The following is an 18472-nucleotide window of genomic DNA, read 5'->3' on the forward strand; positions in this document are numbered from 1 at the left end:
TCGTGACCGACCCGGCGTGAGCGCGGGCATCAGCAAGCGCTCCGTGGTGATCGCCGGGCACCGCACCAGCGTATCCCTGGAGGATCCGTTCTGGGCGGCGTTGCGGGAGGTTGCGGAGGCGCGCGGCCAGTCGGTCCAGGCGCTCGTCGGGACGATCGATGCCGGGCGCGGCGGCCAGAACCTGTCCTCGGCGATCAGGGTGTTCGTGCTGGACGCTGTGCGCGCCGGACCGCTCGGCAAATCGTGAGCGTGATCCAGCCGCGTCGCACTTCCGCTGCACGACCGTCTGTGTGATCTGCGCGACAGAACAACGCAGAAAGCCCAGGTCATGCCCGTCCGCGAGCCGCTTCTGAAGCCGATCCCGATCGCCGATTTGCGCCCGACGCAGATGACGGTGGGCTACCGGGAGGTCGAGGAGAAGCGGCGGCGCTGGCGCAGCTACGACGGCGACAAGAAGAAGGCGTTCCTCGGGGCGCACATGATTCCGACCGTGCTCGGCCCGAAGAAGCGCCACTACGTGGTGGACCACCATCATCTCTCCCGGGCGCTGCAGGAAGAGGGCGTCGAGAGCGTGCTGGTCACGGTGCTGGCCGACCTGCATCACCTGGAGAAGGATGCGTTCTGGACGGTCTGCGACCACAAATCCTGGGTCTACCCCTACGACGCCGCGGGCGTGCGCCAAGATTTCAAGGTTATCCCGAAGGCGATCGGGAACCTCGTCGACGATCCGTTCCGCAGCCTCGCAGGCGAGCTGCGCCGGGCGGGCGGCTTCGCCAAGGACACGACGCCGTTCAGTGAGTTCCTGTGGGCGGACTTTTTACGCCGCAACATCAAGGAGAAGCGCATCGAGGCCGACTTCTCCGAGGCGCTGGAGAAGGCGATGGCGCTGGCCAAGTCCAAGGACGCCGGTTACCTGCCCGGCTGGTGCGGCCCCTCGGAGGGGTGATGCGTTGAGCGCAGCCCGGATCGCGCCGCATGGGGCGTCGGCCACAGCGCCACTCCTCTTGGTATCGGCTCGGGAAGGGAGATCATGGCCCTGTTCAGCCAAGGCAGGCCCGACGGTCGGCGTGGCGAACGGCGCGTCCGGCCTCCCTACGGTATCCCGATGATTTTGTGCGTCTGCAAGGACAGGCGCCAGCGGGCGTCCTGACGGCAATACGCGATGGCGGCCTGGGTGCTGGCGCGCTGCTCCGGGCCGTCCATCGGCTGCAGGAAGCGATGCCGGAAGGCGAGGCCGACGAAATCCGCTGGGTCGGCGTCGGCCTGGGGATAGACGAGCTTCAATTCGTGCCCGGTCTTTTGCGCCAGAAGATTGGAACCCTTGGGGCTGACGCAGATCCAGTCGATGCCCGGGGGGGCGGGCAGCGTGCCGTTGGTCTCGATGGCGATCTCGAAACCTTCGGCGTGCACGGCCTCGATCAGGGGCGTGTCGAGCTGGAGCAGCGGCTCGCCGCCGGTGAACACGACGTAGCGGCTCTCCGGCCCCCCGGACCAGGTCCGCGCGATGGCGCCGGCCAGCGCCGCCGCGTCGGCGAAGCGTCCGCCGCCCTCCCCGTCCAGCCCGACGAAGTCGGTGTCGCAGAACCGGCAGGCCGCGGCTGCGCGATCCGCCTCCCGACCCGACCACAGATTGCAGCCGGCGAATCGGCAGAACACCGCGGCGCGTCCCGCCTGGGCGCCCTCCCCCTGCAGGGTGTGGAAGATTTCCTTGACCGCGTAAGCCACCGCTGTTCCCGAACTCTTCTCGCCTCACCGCCATCCCGCACATAAGCGGCGGATGGCCCGCGGACCACTGGCCGCCGGGCCAGGCAGACCCGCGGTCGCGTCTCGCCTTGCTCTTGCCACGGTAGCGACGTTCATGCCGTGATGCAGCACGACGATCGCCTCCAGCGGTCCGGGCCGCGAGAATCCCGGCCTGCCGGCCGGACGTCCGGTGCCTCGGCGCCGACCCTGGCGATCCTCTGACGAGTCGGGCTCGAATGTCCTCTTCTCTCCTCCGGCGCGTAACCGTCGGACTCGCGGCGTTGACGGGTCTTCTCGGCACGAGCCTGATCGGGATCCAGGCCGCCAATGCGGTCACTGCCCCGATCCTCGTGGTCGATGTCGATTCCGGCAAAGTGATCTACGCCCAGGCGCCGACCGATCCCTGGTACCCGGCCTCGATCACCAAGCTGATGACCACCTACGTGGCGCTGGATCTGGTGCGGCAGGGCAAGGTCTCACTCGACTCGATGGTCACGATCTCGGCGGCGGCGGCCTCCGAGCCGCCCTCCAAGATGGGCTTCAAGCCGGGCACGCAGCTGACCCTCGACAACGCCCTCAAGATCATCATGGTCAAGTCGGCCAACGACGTGGCCTACGCCATCGGCGAGACGCTCGGCGGCTCGGTCGAAGGCTTCGCCGACCAGATGAACGAGACCGCGCAGCGGATCGGCATGCGCGACAGCCGCTGGACCAATCCCAACGGCCTGCCCGACCCGCGCCAGTGGACCTCGGCCCGCGACATGGCGGTGTTGGCCCGGGCGCTGATCCGCGACTTCCCGGATTCCCACGACTTGTTCTCGATCTCGGCGATCCAGTTCGGCCGCGCCGTCATGGCGAACCACAACGGCTTGCTCGGCCGCTATCCCGGCGCCGACGGCATGAAGACCGGCTTCATCTGCTCGGGCGGCTTCAACGTGGTGGCGACCGCCTCGCGCAACGGCCGCCGGGTCATCACCATCGTGATGGGCCAGCCGAGCCCCCGCGAGCGCGACGTGAAGGCTGCCGACCTGTTCGACTACGCCTTCACCCAGAGCGCGGGCTGGACCAGCCCGACCCTCGATGCCTTGCCGGCCTCCGCGCTCGGCGCGCCGCCGGACATCCGCCCCTACGTCTGCGGCGGCAAGAAGCCCCCCGCGATCGACGACGGCGCCGGCGCGGTCAGCGCTCCGGGCTCGGCAGCGCAGCTCATCGGCGGTTCCGCAGCCAATTCCCCCGCCCTCGCCATGGCGGCCTTCTCCAGCCCGGCCTTGCGCGCCCGGACGCTGCCGCCGCGGGCACCGCTCCAGCCGATCGCGGTCTGGGTCGGCCGCAACCCGGCGGAGGGCCAGCAGATCCTGGAGGCCCAGGAGAACGCCCAGAAATCCGCATCCGCCAACACGCGCGCCGCCAAGCTGGAAGCCGCCAAGGCCAAGCGCGAGGCCGCGCTGCAGGCCGCCAAGCAGGCCCGCGAGACCCGGCTGGAGCAGGCCAAGGCGGCGAGCGACGCCAAGGCCGCGGCCAAGCCGGCCTCGAAGGTCGCCGCGAAGCCGGCCCACGGCCTGCCGCGCAACGCCAGCGCCTACACGTCCGTCGAGACACCGGGCATGCCGGAGGCCAAGCCCGGCAAGGGCCTCTCGAAGCCCGCCGTCAAGTCCCCCGCCAAGCCCGCAGCCCAGCGGTCGTCGGCCAAGCCCGAGGCCCGGAAGGCCGAGGTGAAGAAGCCTCAGGGCAAGAAGGCCGCCGCCGAGGAGTAGCGGCAGCCCGGCATCGCGCGCCGACGCGTTGCCTCCGGACCCGAAAAACCCCATCTCGGCGGCCATGTCATCGACTGCCTCGCCCGCCCCGGATCCGCGCCGCCCGGAGCCCATCCCACTCACCGTGCTCACCGGCTTCCTGGGAGCCGGCAAGACCACGCTGCTGAACCGGCTGCTGCGCGATCCGGCGCTCGCCGACACGGTGGTGATCGTCAACGAGTTCGGCGAGATCGGGCTCGACCATCTGCTGATTGAGTCCATCGACGAGGACATGGTCCTGCTCGGCGCCGGCTGCCTGTGCTGCACGGTGCGGGGCGACCTGATCGCCACCCTCGAGGACCTGTTGCGCAAGCGCGACAACGGGCGGATCACACCGTTTCGCCGGGTTGTGATCGAGACCACCGGCCTCGCCGATCCTGCGCCGATTCTGCACGCGCTGATCTATCACCCGTACCTGGTGCTGCGGTACCGCCTGCAGGCGGTGGTGACGGTGGTGGATGCGGCGACCGGTGCCGCCTCCCTCGACGACCACCCGGAGGCCGTCCGGCAGGCCGCGGTGGCGGACCGCATCGTCCTGACCAAGGCGGATATCGCCGGCGACACCGCGTCGATCCGGGCGCGGCTCGCCGCCCTCAACCCGGCGGCCCCGATCCTGCCCCCGGACGCGCCGGCCGACGACCTGCTCGGCGGGCTGTTCGGCCTCGACGGCAAGGGCGCGGACGTGCGCGCCTGGCTCGGCGACGCGGCCCTGGACCTCCCGCACCAGGCCGACGTGAACCGCCACGATGCGGCGATCCAGGCCGTGTGCCTGACCAGCGCCGCGCCGGTGCCGCGCCCGGCCTTCGAGATGTTCATGGACCTGCTGCGCTCCGGCCACGGCCCGAAGCTGCTCCGGCTCAAGGGTATCGTGGCGCTGGCCGACGACCCGGAGCACCCGATCGTGGTGCACGGCGTCCAGCACGTGTTCCACGCGCCCCTGACCCTACCGGCCTGGCCCGACCCCGACCACACCTCACGGCTCGTGCTGATCCTGCGCGACCTCGACCCGGCCTTCGTCCAGCGCCTGTGGGACGCGTTCCTGGGCCGGCCACGGGTGGACGCGCCCGACGCCGCGGCACTCACCGACAACCCGTTGGCAATTCCGGGGGGCTGATCCGCCGGGCGGCACCGTCCTTGAAGCCATCGACCCGAACGGCGCCTTCGGGGCGCCCCCGCGTCCCGAAACGGGACGGTTGGTCGAAGGATCGGAACAGGCGATGGCGCAACGCTTCACCGTGATACAGGGCGGCCTCACCGGGACGGCGGAGCGGGAGCCCGCTTCGGAGCGGCCGCATCCCGGCCTCGCCCTGGCCTGGAGCCGGGACGCGCAGGCTGGCCCCCTCGCGCCGCACGATGCCGCAGAGGTGGTGGATCGTGCGATCCGCACCCGCTTGGCAACTCTCGGCCGTCCGGTCCGCAGTGGCGGCCTCGTCGCGGCGCCGGTTCGGCCTGCGGAGCGTGCGCGCCTTACGCGGACGATCCAGGCCGACCGCCTCCTCGGCGTACGGCCCGCTGGCTGGGCGCCCCAGGCCGTTTCCGTACCGGTCTTCGACGATCGCGCTCCGGCCGCCACCGCACCATCCGAGCCCGCGTGGATCGGGTTGGCCGGCCGCCTCACCGCCCGGAGCGGGGTGCTGCGGCTTGCACTGCTGCGCCGTGTCGATGCGATCGCGGTCGGCATGCTCAACTTCGGCGCCGGCCCGGTGGCCTGGCGCCGGGCGCGGGGCTGAGCGGGGCCGTCAATCCGCCGCGTGTCGGTCCGGCCATCGCGACCCTAGCTGGTCCCCATGGCGCGCGACACACTCCACGGCCTCCGGCCCAAACCCCGCCGGACCAAGGGCCCCGCGGCGCCCGCATCCCCCGGAACACCTGAGCGGGTCGAGGCCGTGATGGCGCGCTTCGCCGCGGCCGATCCGGACCCAAAGGCGGGGTTCGACGACACCGATCCGTTCCGGCTTCTGGTCACCGTGCTGCTCTCGGCCCAATCCACCGGCCCAACGGTGGCGCGCATCGCCGACGCGCTGTTCGCCCTGGCCAAGGATCCGGCGGAGATGCGGGCACTGGGCGAGGGGGAGATCACCGACATCATCCGGCCGGTCGGGCTCGGGCCGTCAAAGGCGCGCAACATCGTCAAGCTGTCGGCGACCCTGATCGAGACCTACGGCGGCACGGTTCCGCGCAGCGCGGCCGAGATGCGCCGCTTGCCCGGCATCGGCCGCAAGAGCGCCGAGGTGACGGCGAATTTCGCGTTCCACGAACCGGTGGTCGCGGTAGACACCCATGTGTTCCGGGTCTCGAACCGGATCCCGCTGGCCCCTGGCGGCACGGTGAACGCGGTGGCCGACGGCCTCGTCCTTGGGGTGCCGGAGCGGTTCAAGGACGGCGCCCATGTCTGGCTGTTCCGGCACGGGCGCGACACCTGCACGGCCCGCAAGCCCGCCTGCCCGCGCTGCCCGGTCTCGGACCTGTGCACGTGGCCCGGCCGGGAGACCTGAGCGGGCCTCCTACTCGTCCTCGCCAAACCGGTTGGCCAGCAGGGCCTCGATGGCGTCGAGGCAGGTCTGCGCATCCGGGCCGATCGCCGTAACGGCGATGCGGGTGCCCATGGCGGCGCCCAGCGTCAGCAGGCCCATGATCGATCGCCCGCCAACGGTCTCGCCCGCCCGGGTGACGGTCACCACAGCGTCGAAGCGCTCCACGGTCTGCACGAACTTCGCCGAGGCGCGGGCGTGGAGGCCGCGTCGGTTGATGATCGGCAGCATCCGCAGGAAGCCGCCCTCCGGGACCTCCGGATCGTCATCCGTCTCGAAAAGCTCGTCCATCGCCCTTCGCGTTTCCCACCCGAACCGCGGCTGACCGCGCGGCTTACTTCGACACCTAAGCAGACTTGTCGCGCCCGGCCAACGGATCTTCGCCCGAGGTGTTCGAAGGGGTGTGGGTTTTGAAGGTGAGGGCACACCGTGATGTGGTGGACGGTGATCCGGTCATTGATCGATCGGTCACGCAGGAGAAGCGAACCCGGAGGTCCGCAACCCCCTCTGCCTTTGCGGACTCCGATGTTCCCATATCGGCTTTCAGAGGATGCGACGTGCCGCCTCTTCCGCACGGGAGAAGGGAGCCTCGCTCGGTCCTGCGCACGTATCGCCCAGCTCGATCCGTGGATCCGTCAGCCCGCAAACGGGTGAGGCATTGCGCCCATCATCGACGGCACGCCAGTCGCTTCAGGCGGAGGAGCAAGGAACGCCCCGCTCCTACCACTCGTATTCCGCACCGACACCCAGACTGGTGCGCCCATCGCTCCCCGCCTCGCCCTTCAGCTTGATCCGGCGCGTCACGTCGAAATCGACGCCAACTGCGGTGTCGGCGGGCTTGGCGCCCGCCTTCACACCGACGGAGACGCGGTCCGAAATGTAGCGCGAGGCGCCGAGCGCCGGGCCGCCGCTGGCGCCCGTGGAGACGTCGAGGCTGTCGAGTCCGAGCCTCTTGCGGGCCTGCTCGAACACGTCCGGCCCGGCCGCACCGCCCGAGAGCTGCGCCACGGCCTGCGCGAGCTGGAGTGCCTGGAACGGCGACAGGCCGCCCGCGGCCTTCTTGAACAGCAGGCGCGACAGGATCTCGTCCTGGGGCAGGACCGGATCGGAGGTCAGGCTGAATTGCGGCGCGTCCGCGTAGCCGCTCACCGCAACCCGGGCGGTGACGTCGCCGGCCTTGGTCTCGGCGGCGAAATCGAGTTCCGGCGTGGTCAGGCTGCCCGCGAAGGTCAGGTTGCCGCGGCTGAAATCGAGACGCTGCCCCACCAGTTGGAACACCCCGCGGCGCATGCCGAAGCCACCGACTGCGTTCGGCGCGCGCGACGTGCCGGTGACCCGGAGCGATCCGCCGAGCTCTGCATCGATGCCGCGCCCGCGCACGAAGATCCGGCTCGGCGCCTCGATGCGCACGTCGAGGGTGGCATCGAACGGCACGGCGGGTTTCTTCTGCCGTTTGCCGGGTGTGACGGCCGCCTTGCGGTCCGCCCGCAGCGCCAGCCGCGCCCGGACGTCGGGCGGCGTGTTGACGTGGCGCACGCCCGGCAGGGGCTTCACCGTTGAGGGCAGCCGATCGGGCACGGCCACGTCGATCGACACGATGTCGATCCGGCCGGCGATCCGCGGCGTCCGGGCCAGCGGGCCGGCCAGGGTGAGATCGACGCTCGACACCGCATTCATCAGCGGGCTGGAGACCAGCTCCGCCTTGTCGGCGGTGATATGGAACTGGCCGGGGAAATCCGGCTCTAGGGCGACCCGCCCTGTGACCGAGAGGCGGCCGCCGTTCCGGGCGGACGCCGTCAGGCTCTCGACCACGAGGCTGTCGCCGCGGCCGGTCACGCGCCCATCGATCGCGGTCAGCCGGATGCCGTTGACCGGGTCGGTGAAACTGCCGCTGCTCAGCACCGCCGAACCCTGGGCCTTGGGCGCCGCCAGGGTGCCGGTGACGCCGCCATCGATGGCGACCCGCCCTGTGACGCTCTGCCCGCCGGTGCTCAGCAGCGTGTTGGCAAGGGACGCGTCCAGGGTGCCGCGGGCGCGCAGGTTCAGGGGGCCTCCGGTCTCCACGGGCAGCGAGCCCGCCACCGTCAGGGCGACGCCGCGCCCGGCCGTGATCCGGCCGTCCAGGCTGGCCTGCCCGTCCGACAGGGCACCCTTGGCGCTGGCATCGACCGGCGGCAGGCCGGCCTGCCGGGTCTGGGGTGCCACAAGCTTGGAGACGGTGAGCGCGTAATGACCCTCCGGGCTCGCCGCGGGGCCGTGGAGGTCCGCATCGCCGTCCACCGTACCGGAGAGGGCGAGGTCGGGCGCGGCGATCCGGGCCAACGACAGGGGCAGCGCGCGGATCGCCACCTTCAGGTCGAGATCCCGCCCGGCCCGGCCCGAGACCGTAATTCGGCCCGAGCCCGCCGCGATCGACAACCCGTCGATCACCGCGCCACCGTCGCGCAAGGTCACGGAGGCCGGTCCGGTCAGGGCGAAGCGGTCGCCGCCGCGGGCAGCCGAGAGGCGCTGAATCTCGATGCGGGTGTCGTCGTCCGGCACGACCCGGACTGCGCCGTCGAGGTTGAAGCCACGCGCCTTGGCGGTGAGCGTCACGTCGCTGCCCGTCGGGCTGCCGATCGCAGCGAGCCGGACCGTATCGATCTGTTGGCTGGCGGCGAGGAGCCGGTCGGCGTCCAGGCGTCCGTCGAGGACGGGATGGGCGCGCAGGTCGCGGCCCCTCAGGTCGGCGTCGAGGCGATTGAGGCCATAGGCGCCGTAGCGCAGCGCGGCACCGGTCGCCCGGATCGCGGCATCTTGGCGGCCGCCGTCCCGGGAGAGGGTGACCCTGGTATCGAGCTGGCCGGCCACGGGCTCCGGGGCGAGCGGGGAGATGTCGGCGAGATTGGCCGCCTTCACGGATAGCGTACCGGCCGACAGCCAGGTCTCGGCCGCCACGATGGCGTTGCCCGAGACGGCCACCGAGCCGAGGTTGAGGTCGAGCCGGTCGAGCACCCAGTCGGGCCCCGTCCTCGCCACGTGGGCGCCGCCGCGCAGCGCCTTGCCGGCGACGTCGCCGGACAGCGTCAGCGTACCGTCCGGCGCCAGCAGGGCGTCGGAGAGGATGGCTTCGGCCCGCAGGTCGCGGATCGGCTTGCCGTCCGCGGTCGCGGCCGGCGCCGTGACGGTCGCGGCGAGTTGGGGATGCTCGAGGGAGCCGGTCATGCGCGCGTCGATACCGGCGCGCCCGGTCAGGCGTCCGTCTAGGTCGGCGAGGCTCTTGAGGTCGATCCGCCCGGTGACATCCGCGCTGGCCGAGGTCGCCTCGCCCTGCAGGGTCGCGGTCAGGCCCGAGCCCTCCAGGCGCAGATGATCGAATCCGTAGCCGTCATAGGATTGCGACACCCGCCCTTGCAGCGTCGGCGCGCGGCCGAGCGCGCGGTCGGCCGCCGCGATGCCGGTGGCAAGGCCGGCGCTGGTGATGGTCAGGTCTGCCGCCAGCGCCTTCCGGGCCGGGTCGCCGCTGAGGCGCGCCTTGGCATCGACGCTCCCGGCGAGCCCGCGCCCGGCGAGGCCGGAGAACATCGCCAGGTCCGGCAGCGCGGCGTCGAGGGTGCCGGTCAGCGTGTTCTGTCCGACCCGTCCGGCGTAGCTCGCCTTGGCGGTGTCGGATTCGATCCGGAGGCTCGACACGTCGATCACCCCGTCCGGCCCGGAGGCCGCCCGCAGGGTGAGTTGCGCGCGGCTGCCGAGAGCGCGACGCAGGGCCGGGTCCGCCAACCGCAGGCCGTCGACCTTGCCGTCCGCTGTGATGGAAAAATGCTGGGCGGACGGGTCGCCCTGGGGATCGATCCCGAGGCGCGCCTCGATCCGGTCAAGGCTGGAATCCCGGCTACGCAGGCCGGCCGCCCCGAGGGTCCCCCGCACCGTCGGCGCGGCGAGCGGCCCCTTCACGCTGCCGTCGAAAACCAGCGTGCTGATCTCGGCCTCGCCGGCCTTGGTGACCGCGCCCTCGGTGGGCAGGGCGCGGGCCTGGAGCGTCAGGTCGGCGATCCGGTCTTTGGTCAGGCTGCCGCTGGCAGCCAGCCGCGCGGTCCGCGAGGTCAGCTCCAGCCGGTCGATCCGGAAGGCGCCGCTATCCGCGAAGGCGAAGCCGCCGTCGAGCTTGGTCGTGCCGGCGAAGACCGATGCGGCTGGACCGGGCACGAGGCCCTCGATGCGCGCGGCGAGATCCAGGGCGAGCCGCCGCTCGGCGCCGATCCGGGAGATCTTGGCGCCGCCCTTCGCGCCGATATCCGGGCCGGCGGTGAAATCGAGATGGGCGTTCCAGGCATCCAGCGTGCCGGTGCCCGCGAGGTCGAAGTCGATCGGAGGCGTGCCGGGAACGTTGGCCGCCTTGGACAGCAGTCCGCCGGCCGGCTCGACCAGGTTGGCCTTCAGCTCCAAACGGTCGCCCTGCGGCACGTAGACGAGGGACAGCAGGAAGCGTCCGGCCGCGTCGAGACGCTGGGCCCGGGCCTGCAGGTCGAGCCCTTCGCTGGCCGCGCCGAGCCGCGCCTTGCCCTCCGCCGAGAGCCGGGCCGGCTGACCGGCCACGGGCTCGCCCAGCACCAGCTCGGCCAGCTTGAAGCCCTTGATCTCGACCTTCACGGGCAGGTCCGGCAGCAGCTTCCCGTCCGGCTTGGCCTCCGGCGGGGTCGGGCCGGGGATCGGCCGGCGCAGCACGTCTATCCGCCCGATCTCCAGGCTGTCCACCTCGAGCCGGCCCGACAGCAGCGCGAGGCGCCGCCAGACGATCCGGGCCCGGTCGAGCTTCAACCACACGCCGTCGCGGTCGCTCACCGCCACGTCGCGGATTGTGGCGTCCGAGGACAGCGCACCGTCCACCGCCCCGATCGCCACGCGCGAGGACGGTGTCGAGAGCGCCCGGGAGAGCAACCCGCCGAGCACGGTCTTCTCGCCGTCGTCCGCGCGGGTCGGTGTAATGATCGTCAGCGAGAGGGTGGCGAGGAGGAGAAGGCAGATCAGCGCGAGCGCGATAGCTTTTTCAACGCCGAGGGGCGCAACGCACGAGACCCGGTTCGGAACGGCTGCGAAGCTTCCCCTTTCCGGCACGGCAGAGGGGACCCGCGCCACGCCCGGTGATGTGTTGGGCCGGATGGCGATCTTGCTCAGTCTCCCGAAAAAACCAGCCATTCAGAACGCCTGCCCCAGGCTGAGATACAGAACGGCCGGGCGGACATGGCCGCCCTTGTAGGGATCGAGCGGGAAGGCGAGATCGGCGCGGATCGGGCCGATGCCGGTGTAGTAGCGCAGCCCGATGCCCACCGATTTCCGGATCTTCTCATCGAAATCCGGCACGGCCGAGGCGAAGGCGGTGCCCGCATCGAAGAACGGCACCACTCCGATCGTGTCGGTGATCTTGATCCGCGCCTCGAGCGACGCCTCCAGCAGGCTGCGGCCGCCGATCGGCAGGTTGAACGGACCGATCGGTCCGAGCGTCCGGTACGGATAGCCCCGCACCGAACCGCCGCCGCCCGCGAAGAACCGGAAATTGTCCGGGATGTCCCCGAGCGGCGCACCCGAAACCGAGCCGAAGCCGATCCGCCCAGCGAGGATGTAGCGGGATTCGTCGTCCAACGAATAGTAGGTCGAGCCCTGCGCCTTCGCGATGACGATCCCGGGCGAGGAGATCGCCCCGGGATAGGCGGCCAGCGACGCGATCGCCCGGAACCCCTTGGTCGGATCGAGCAGGCTGTCGGTGGAATCGTAGGTCACCGAGGCCGGTACGCCGATCAGCCGGTAATTGACCGTGCCGAGCGCGTCCTTCGAGCGACCGGCCTGCGCGTCCAGCCCGATCTGCGCCGAGAAGGTATCCGAGAACCGGTGCCGGATCGCGGCCGAGACCCCGCCGCCATCCACCAGGTAGCTTTGCTGCACCTCGCGCGTGATGAAAGCGTTGGCCAGGAAGTCGTTGCGCGTGCCGCCGAGGGCAGGCTGAACGTAGGTCGCCGACAGGCGCCCGCCCAATCCGTTGGTGCCGATCCCGGCGATCTTGCGCTGGGTGGCGAACGGATCATTGCCCAACCCGAGGTAGTAGATGTCGGCATCGAGCCGGAACGTCTCACCGCCGCCGAACAGGTTGCGGTTGGCGTAGTAGGCGCGCACGCCGGGGCCATCGACGGTGGAATACCGTGCGGAAACGCCGACGAGATTGCGCTCGCGTTCGCTCAATTCTGCGAAGAGCGGCAGGTTTCCGTCGGCGTCGAGCGCCGTACCTTCACGGATCCGCGCCGCGCCGATCGCCTCGACGCGCGTCAGCGACCGGCGGATCGCGGCCACGGCCTGGGGCGAATACGGGTCCCCAGGCTCCGCATAGATGAAGGATCGGATCGTCGCCGGGTCGATCCCAGGCGCCCCGTTGACCGTCACCGGCCCCAGCCCGGCGACGGGACCGGGCTCCATCGTGAAGGTCACATCCATGACGTGGGCGGTGTCGTCCACCACCGGATCGCGCGCCACCACCTTCGCGAAGGGGTGTCCTTGCGCCCGGAACTGGTCGACGATCCGGGCCTCGCGGGCCAGCACCGTCGCCGACCGAGCCGGAACATCGTCGTCGACCCGGGTGATCCGCGGCGGCAGCACATCCTCCGGGAACAGTCGGCCCGCACGATCCCGCACCGTGATCCGGCGCAACGTGTAGCGTGGCCCGAGATCGATCGCGATCCGCACCGGCACGAGGCCGCGGTTGCGCCAACGTTCGGCGGCTCCGACGGCGGCCGCAGCCCCAGCCTGCCCCGCCACCGGAACAGAATCGATCCGGATCGCCGCCGTGCCCTGATAATAGCCGTACCCGGAGAGCACGTCGGCGAGCTTGGGCAGGTCCACCTCGGCCCGGCGCAGCAGCCCCTCCCCGTCCGGCGGCGGGTCCTGCCGCAGCCGATACAGGGTCGAGATGTCCTGAAGTGCCTGAAGGACGTCGGAATCGTCCGTCCCCGTGATGCGGACCGCATAGGGCAGCGCCGTCGCACTCGGCGCCGGCGGCTCGGGCTCCGAGCCGAACAGACCGAAGAGGTCGAAGGCGTGCGCCGGCTCGGCAAGCCCCGCGCCGAGCGGCACGGCCATCGCCGCGGCAAGCATCAACCGCGGCAACGCATTGCGCGCACCGGTGGAGCTCGATCGACTCAGGCGAGCGGACAGGCGCAAAGCGCGCTCTTCAGCCCCGATGACGGTTGGCCGTGCCGCTCGCTGTAAAGTCCATTGAACTCCCCCCTACACGCCATGCAGCGTACCCCAATCCTCCTTAACGGTCCTGCGACCCGAGGCCAATGACGGCTCAGCGATCGACCGGGGATGAAGTTTGTCGCATCATGGCATAGGCGCCGCGGCAGGATTTAAGATCGCTGGTTATGTAGGCCGGCAATGTAGGCCAACCTGCATCGCGGCCGATCCTGCGGCATTGCCGCGAGCAGTCCCGATGACCGACATTTGCACGCACAACAGCGGTCGTTGGGGGCCGGGGCCTGAACGCGTGATTTTCAGAACATGGGATGAGGGAGCCTGCAGCTCGCTAACCGTCAATCCCGGAGCGACGTTGTCGCGGATAAGCCGGGGCGGCAGTCAGACGAGGCCGGCATCGATACGCCCGACCGGGCGCCCTCGATCGCCTGGATGGCGCACAGGTCTAAACGATCAGGATCGTATCGGCCTGATTCAGGGATCGCCCGGACGCCGCCTACCCTCCCCTCCCCCGGAAACGGGCGCGAAGTCGGGCACTGGAAACTCTAGCGACGTTCGGAAATGAGTTAGGGATTTAGTACGCCTACGGTGAAGCTTCCAATTACCCACATCGTCGGTGCGGTTTGCTTTGCCTGAATCGGCCGTGATTCTCTCCGTGACGCCGAATCACGGAGGCGTCACGGATGTGCGATGGTGTATTGGCCGGCGACGCCGGCTGGCAGGACGCCGAGATCGCCTGCGCGAGCTTGCCCGATCAGCGCCTCGCCCGTCGCCTTCGCCGGCTCCTGGATCAGATGTCCGCCGCGCCGGGTCAGCCAATGCCGGCGGCCTGCGGCGACTGGGCTGCCACGAAAGCAGCCTACCGCTTCTTCGACAACCCGCGCATCACCGAGCACGGCATCCTGGCCGGGCACTTCGCCGCGACTGCCGTACGTTGCGCGGCGACTGAAGGGCCGATCCTCATCCTCCAGGACACGACCGAGTTCATCTACGGCCGCGCGCATCCGGGCAAGATCGGCTTCACCAGGACCATCAACGGCGGGCGGTACAAAGCGGGGCAACCCAACGTGCACACGCTGTGTGGCGTGCTGATGCATTCCAGTCTCGCCGTTTCGCTCGCGGGCACGCCTCTCGGCCTGACGGCGGCGAAGTTCTGGACGCGCACCAAGTTCAAGGGGACCTGGACACTCAAGCGGCACGTGAACCCCACCCGTGTACCCATCGAGACCAAGGAAAGCTATCGCTGGCTTGAGAACCTCCACCAGTCGATGGCTCTCCTCGGCACGCCGGAGCGCTGCGTGCACGTCGCCGACCGGGAGAGCGACATCTACGAACTGTTCTGCCTCGCACAGGATCTACGCACCCGTTTCCTGGTGCGCGTGCAGACCAACAGACTGGCCAAACCGCCGCCCGCCGGGCCGCGCCAGAATGCGGACCATCGCGTCTACGCTCAACTCGATGCGGTCCCCTGGTCGGGTCCCCATCACGTGACCGTCGGCGGCAACGCCGCTGACACCGCCTGCCTGCAGGTCAAGTTCGCCGCCATCACGACCCTGCCGCCCATCGGCAAGCAGAAGCGCTACAGCCCGCAGGTCCTCACCTACATCCACGCTCTCGAACTCGATCCGCCAACCGATCGTCCGCCGATCGACTGGAAGCTCGTCACCAACCTGCCGGTCACCGACCTCGCCGGGGCCGTGGAGAAGCTCGACTGGTACGCTCTGCGATGGAAGGCAGAGGTCTTCCACAAAGTCATGAAGTCGGGCTGCCGCGCCGAGGAGAGCAGGCTGCAGACTGCCGAGAGGCTGGTGAAGTTCCTCGCCCTCGTGACGGTGGTCAGCTGGCGCATCTTCTTTCTCACCATGACGGCCCGCGTCGAACCCGATGCACCACCCGACACCGTCCTCACCGCCGCTGAGATCAACGCGCTCAACAGCCTCGATGCGGCACGCTCAAAACCGCGGCTGCGTCGGCGAACGCTTGCCGACTACCTCCTGCAGATCGCCATGCTTGGCGGCTACCTCGCCCGCAGTCGCGACCCGCCGCCCGGCAACATGGTCGTCTGGCGTGGCCTCACCCGCCTGCACGACATCGCCGTCGGCATAACCATCGGCACCGAACGACGATGTGGGTAATTGGAAGACGGTGAAGGCCGCAGTTGTGCTTCCGACGGGGCATCAGGCTGCGATCTGCCAGGGCTGAGGCTGGGTCCAGTTCCAGGGCAGAAGGTCGTCAAGACGCCGGGCGGGATGGTCGGGCAGACGCCTGAGCACATCGGCGAGCCAGGCCTGCGGATCGATGCGATTGAGCTTGGCGGTCTCGATCAGGGTGTAAAGGGCAGCCGTGCGATGGCCACCCGCATCCGAGCCGGCGAAGGTCCAGTTGCGGCGGCCCACCGCGATGGGACGGATTGAGCGTTCTGCGGCGTTGTTGGAGAGGCAGATGCGCCCGTCGTCGAGGAACCGGGTGAAGGCGATCCAGCGCTTGAGCAGGTAATCGATCGCTACTGCCGTGGGCGCTTTGGCCGAGAGCCTGGCGCGGTTCTCCCGCAGCCACGTCTCCAGGTCGGCGACGAGAGCAGCCGAGCGGGCGCGGCGGTGCGCGCAGCGTTCATCGGGGGCAAAACCATTGGCGGCGCGCTCGATGGCGAAGATCGCATCGATCCGCGTTACCGCCTCGATGGCGATCGGAGCTTGTCTCAGATCGGCCAGCTCGAAGAACTTGCGTCGGGCATGGGCCCAGCAGGCCGCCTCGCGGATCGGACCCGGCTTGCGGCCGGGTCCGATCCGCGAGGCGGCCGAACCCCGAGAAGGCATCCGCCTGCACGATGCCGTGGAAGTCCCCGAGCCAGGTCTCGGCATGGGCGCCGGAGCGGTCGGGAGAGTAGAAGTAGGCCGCCGGCGGCTCGGGTCCACCGAAGGGGCGGTCATCGCGCACCACCGTCCAGAGCCGGCCCGTGCGGGTCTTACCCTTGGCCAGGACCGGCACCGGCGTATCGTCGAGATGGAGGCGCTCGGCTCCCCGGACATGGGCCTCGATCCGGGCGACCAGGGGCGACAGGGCGGTGGTGACGGCCCCGACCCAGCCGGCCAACGTCGAGACGTCGATCGGCACGCCTTCATGGGCGAAGCGCTGGCTCTGACGATGCAGAGGCAGATGCAGGCCGAACTTGGCCATCATCACCTCGGCCAGGAGGTTCGGCCCGGCCCGACCCCGCGGGATCGGATGGAACGGAGCCGGGGTCTGCGTGATGGTCTCGCAGTCGGCGCAGGAGAAGCGCTCGCGCACGTGCTGGATCACGACCCAGCGCGCCGGGATCCGCTCCAGGGTCTCGGTGAAGTCCTCGCCGAGGTGGCGTAGGCGTGCCCCGCCGCAGCAGGCGCAGGTCGTCGGGCCGGGATGGACGATGCGCTCGCGCGGCAGATGCTCGGGCAGGGGCCTACGAGCGGGCTTGCGCCGGGAGGAAGTGGTGGCGGCATGCGCCTCGGGCTCGGCGGCCGCCTGCGCGTCCGTCTCGGCCAGCGTCTCCTCCAGATCCTCCAGGGCGAGTTCGAGCTGGTCGATCCGGGCGCTGCGTTCCGAGGAGGCCCCGAAGCGCTCCCGTCGCAACCGGGCGACCTCCAACTTCAGCCGTTCGACCGCGATCTCGGACACGAGCCGCGCTGCCCGCTCGGCCAGGATCATGGCGTGGGCGGCGGCGAGATCGGTGGGAAGCGGCGGGGGCTCGGACGCGTTCGGCACGCCCGAGAGAAGAGCATATTGCTCAGCCTTTGTAACGCGTTATCCTCATCCGACCGCACTCGGACGCCAGCTCTCCTGCGGCATCCGCCAGTCGATGCCCGAGAGCAGGTAGCCGAGCTGCGCCGTCGAGATCGTCACGGCACCGTCGGCCGCGGACGGCCATAGGAAACGGCCCCGGTCGAGCCGCTTGGTGTAGAGGCACGCGCCCTGGCCATCGTGCCAGATCACCTTGATCAGGTCGCCGCGCCGGCCGCGGAACACGAACAGGTGCCCGGAGTGGGGATCGCGCCTCAGCGTCTCCTGGACGATCATCCCCAAGCTGGAAAAGCCCTTGCGCATGTCGGTGTGGCCGGTCGCCAACCAGACCCGCACGTTGGCCGGCAGCGGGATCATCGGCCCTCCAGGGCATCGAGCACCCGACGTAGCGCCGCGGCATCGACGTCCCGGTCGACCGTGAGACGCCGACCGCCGCCGAGATCGATCTCGATGACGCCGCTCTTGCGACGAAGCCGGCGCGGCGGCGCTGGAGCACGCGGATCATCCGACTGCGCAGCGGGAACAGGAAGTGACGGCTCTGGGGTGATCGCGACGGGCACGAGGACCGGGGCCTGCGCGTCCCCGCCCAAACGGCCCTCCCGCGCCTGACGCCGCCAAGTGAACAGCAGGCCTTGGGCGATCCCGTGCCGGCGCGCCACCGAACACACCGACACGCCTGTCTCAAACGAGGCTTCGACGATCCGCGCCTTGTCATCGAACGACCAGCGCCGCCGCCGCTCGGCATTCTCCAGGAGCTCGACCCGCATCACCCCGACCCGCCGACCTTAACGCCAGCATTAAGGTCAGGCTTCAGCGCAAAGCGCGATGCCCTCGACCGCGGCCCTCACCGGCTTCCAATTACCCACATCGTCGGTGCGGTTTGCTTTGCCTGAATCGGCCGTGATTCTCTCCGTGACGCCGAATCACGGAGGCGTCACGGATGTGCGATGGTGTATTGGCCGGCGACGCCGGCTGGCAGGACGCCGAGATCGCCTGCGCGAGCTTGCCCGATCAGCGCCTCGCCCGTCGCCTTCGCCGGCTCCTGGATCAGATGTCCGCCGCGCCGGGTCAGCCAATGCCGGCGGCCTGCGGCGACTGGGCTGCCACGAAAGCAGCCTACCGCTTCTTCGACAACCCGCGCATCACCGAGCACGGCATCCTGGCCGGGCACTTCGCCGCGACTGCCGTACGTTGCGCGGCGACTGAAGGGCCGATCCTCATCCTCCAGGACACGACCGAGTTCATCTACGGCCGCGCGCATCCGGGCAAGATCGGCTTCACCAGGACCATCAACGGCGGGCGGTACAAAGCGGGGCAACCCAACGTGCACACGCTGTGTGGCGTGCTGATGCATTCCAGTCTCGCCGTTTCGCTCGCGGGCACGCCTCTCGGCCTGACGGCGGCGAAGTT

General features: G+C 70.1%; 14 protein-coding genes and 1 pseudogene (1 of these 15 only partly in view). 8 read left to right on the forward strand and 7 right to left on the reverse strand.

What is annotated here, in order from left to right; all coding sequences use genetic code 11:
* Positions 1-16: 16 nt before the first annotated feature.
* Both ACYQPG_RS23300 and ACYQPG_RS23305 read left to right on the forward strand, forming a co-directional pair.
* Positions 17-247, forward strand: coding sequence for a ribbon-helix-helix domain-containing protein (locus tag ACYQPG_RS23300; RefSeq protein ID WP_147939384.1), 231 nt, complete (start codon positions 17-19; stop codon positions 245-247).
* 81 nt (positions 248-328) lie between these two features.
* Positions 329-946 carry a ParB-like protein gene (locus tag ACYQPG_RS23305; protein ID WP_419830345.1) on the forward strand — a complete coding sequence of 206 codons (618 nt, stop codon included), beginning with the start codon at positions 329-331 and terminating at the stop codon, positions 944-946.
* 146 nt (positions 947-1092) lie between these two features.
* On the opposite strand, the gene queE is transcribed toward ACYQPG_RS23305, so the two are convergent.
* Entirely contained in the window at positions 1093-1725 is a 633-nt protein-coding gene (gene queE / locus ACYQPG_RS23310) for a 7-carboxy-7-deazaguanine synthase (protein WP_461231848.1), read from the reverse strand.
* A gap of 254 nt (positions 1726-1979) precedes the next feature.
* On the opposite strand from queE, the gene ACYQPG_RS23315 reads away from it, so the two are divergent.
* The 4 genes from ACYQPG_RS23315 (at position 1980) to ACYQPG_RS23330 (ending at position 6031) form a co-directional block, all read left to right on the forward strand.
* Positions 1980-3497, forward strand: a complete 1518-nt coding sequence (locus tag ACYQPG_RS23315; protein WP_419830346.1) for a serine hydrolase — start codon at positions 1980-1982, stop codon at positions 3495-3497.
* 64 nt (positions 3498-3561) lie between these two features.
* Positions 3562-4650, forward strand: coding sequence for a CobW family GTP-binding protein (locus ACYQPG_RS23320; RefSeq protein ID WP_419830347.1), 1089 nt, complete (start codon positions 3562-3564; stop codon positions 4648-4650).
* Positions 4651-4753: 103 nt separating this feature from the next.
* Positions 4754-5266, forward strand: coding sequence for a hypothetical protein (locus ACYQPG_RS23325; protein WP_419830348.1), 513 nt, complete (start codon positions 4754-4756; stop codon positions 5264-5266).
* 57 nt (positions 5267-5323) lie between these two features.
* Positions 5324-6031: an endonuclease III domain-containing protein gene (locus ACYQPG_RS23330; protein WP_461231849.1), complete on the forward strand. Its 708-nt coding sequence runs from the start codon at positions 5324-5326 to the stop codon at positions 6029-6031.
* 9 nt (positions 6032-6040) lie between these two features.
* On the opposite strand, the gene ACYQPG_RS23335 is transcribed toward ACYQPG_RS23330, so the two are convergent.
* The 3 genes from ACYQPG_RS23335 to ACYQPG_RS23345 all read right to left on the reverse strand — a co-directional run bounded on the left by ACYQPG_RS23335 (position 6041) and on the right by ACYQPG_RS23345 (position 13186).
* Positions 6041-6358: an HPr family phosphocarrier protein gene (locus tag ACYQPG_RS23335; protein ID WP_419830350.1), complete on the reverse strand. Its 318-nt coding sequence runs from the start codon at positions 6356-6358 to the stop codon at positions 6041-6043.
* Between the two features lie 429 nt (positions 6359-6787).
* Entirely contained in the window at positions 6788-11242 is a 4455-nt protein-coding gene (locus tag ACYQPG_RS23340) for a translocation/assembly module TamB domain-containing protein (RefSeq protein WP_461231850.1), read from the reverse strand.
* Positions 11243-13186, reverse strand: a complete 1944-nt coding sequence (locus ACYQPG_RS23345; protein ID WP_461231851.1) for an autotransporter assembly complex protein TamA — start codon at positions 13184-13186, stop codon at positions 11243-11245.
* Between the two features lie 782 nt (positions 13187-13968).
* Between ACYQPG_RS23345 and ACYQPG_RS23350 the strand changes: the two genes are divergently transcribed.
* On the forward strand, positions 13969-15420 hold the full coding sequence (locus tag ACYQPG_RS23350) for an IS4 family transposase (RefSeq protein WP_447673266.1): 1452 nt from the start codon (positions 13969-13971) through the stop codon (positions 15418-15420).
* Positions 15421-15462: 42 nt separating this feature from the next.
* On the opposite strand, the pseudogene tnpC reads toward ACYQPG_RS23350, so the two are convergent.
* From tnpC to tnpA, 3 genes and pseudogenes are all read right to left on the reverse strand, one after another.
* Positions 15463-16969 (reverse strand): annotated as a pseudogene (gene tnpC / locus ACYQPG_RS23355) (IS66 family transposase).
* Between the two features lie 102 nt (positions 16970-17071).
* A complete protein-coding gene (tnpB, locus tag ACYQPG_RS23360; protein WP_147941977.1) occupies positions 17072-17419 on the reverse strand; it encodes an IS66 family insertion sequence element accessory protein TnpB in 348 nt (115 codons plus the stop codon).
* The gene (gene tnpA / locus ACYQPG_RS23365) at positions 17416-17829 is read right to left on the reverse strand and encodes an IS66-like element accessory protein TnpA (protein ID WP_461231852.1); all 414 of its coding nucleotides are present in this window, start codon (positions 17827-17829) and stop codon (positions 17416-17418) included. The genes tnpB and tnpA overlap by 4 nt, the downstream gene beginning before the upstream one ends.
* Positions 17830-18002: 173 nt before the next feature.
* On the opposite strand from tnpA, the gene ACYQPG_RS23370 reads away from it, so the two are divergent.
* Positions 18003-18472, forward strand: the beginning of a protein-coding gene (locus ACYQPG_RS23370) for an IS4 family transposase (protein WP_447673266.1). It continues 982 nt past the right edge of the window; 470 of the gene's 1452 nt are visible here — the first part of the coding sequence; its start codon is at positions 18003-18005; its stop codon lies beyond the right edge, outside the window.

Source organism: Methylobacterium sp. CM6246 (genome assembly GCF_054818005.1).

Bases quoted from the DNA above. Each gene is read 5' to 3' on its own strand.
- ACYQPG_RS23320 (WP_419830347.1), top strand. From the start codon at position 3,562: ATGTCATCGACTGCCTCGCCCGCCCCGGATCCGCGCCGCCCGGAGCCC.
- ACYQPG_RS23345 (WP_461231851.1), bottom strand. From the start codon at position 13,186: ATGCTTGCCGCGGCGATGGCCGTGCCGCTCGGCGCGGGGCTTGCCGAG.
- ACYQPG_RS23340 (WP_461231850.1), bottom strand. From the start codon at position 11,242: ATGGCTGGTTTTTTCGGGAGACTGAGCAAGATCGCCATCCGGCCCAAC.
- ACYQPG_RS23330 (WP_461231849.1), top strand. From the start codon at position 5,324: ATGGCGCGCGACACACTCCACGGCCTCCGGCCCAAACCCCGCCGGACC.
- ACYQPG_RS23305 (WP_419830345.1), top strand. From the start codon at position 329: ATGCCCGTCCGCGAGCCGCTTCTGAAGCCGATCCCGATCGCCGATTTG.
- tnpA (WP_461231852.1), bottom strand. From the start codon at position 17,829: ATGCGGGTCGAGCTCCTGGAGAATGCCGAGCGGCGGCGGCGCTGGTCG.
- ACYQPG_RS23335 (WP_419830350.1), bottom strand. From the start codon at position 6,358: ATGGACGAGCTTTTCGAGACGGATGACGATCCGGAGGTCCCGGAGGGC.
- ACYQPG_RS23325 (WP_419830348.1), top strand. From the start codon at position 4,754: ATGGCGCAACGCTTCACCGTGATACAGGGCGGCCTCACCGGGACGGCG.
- ACYQPG_RS23350 (WP_447673266.1), top strand. From the start codon at position 13,969: ATGTGCGATGGTGTATTGGCCGGCGACGCCGGCTGGCAGGACGCCGAG.
- tnpB (WP_147941977.1), bottom strand. From the start codon at position 17,419: ATGATCCCGCTGCCGGCCAACGTGCGGGTCTGGTTGGCGACCGGCCAC.
- ACYQPG_RS23315 (WP_419830346.1), top strand. From the start codon at position 1,980: ATGTCCTCTTCTCTCCTCCGGCGCGTAACCGTCGGACTCGCGGCGTTG.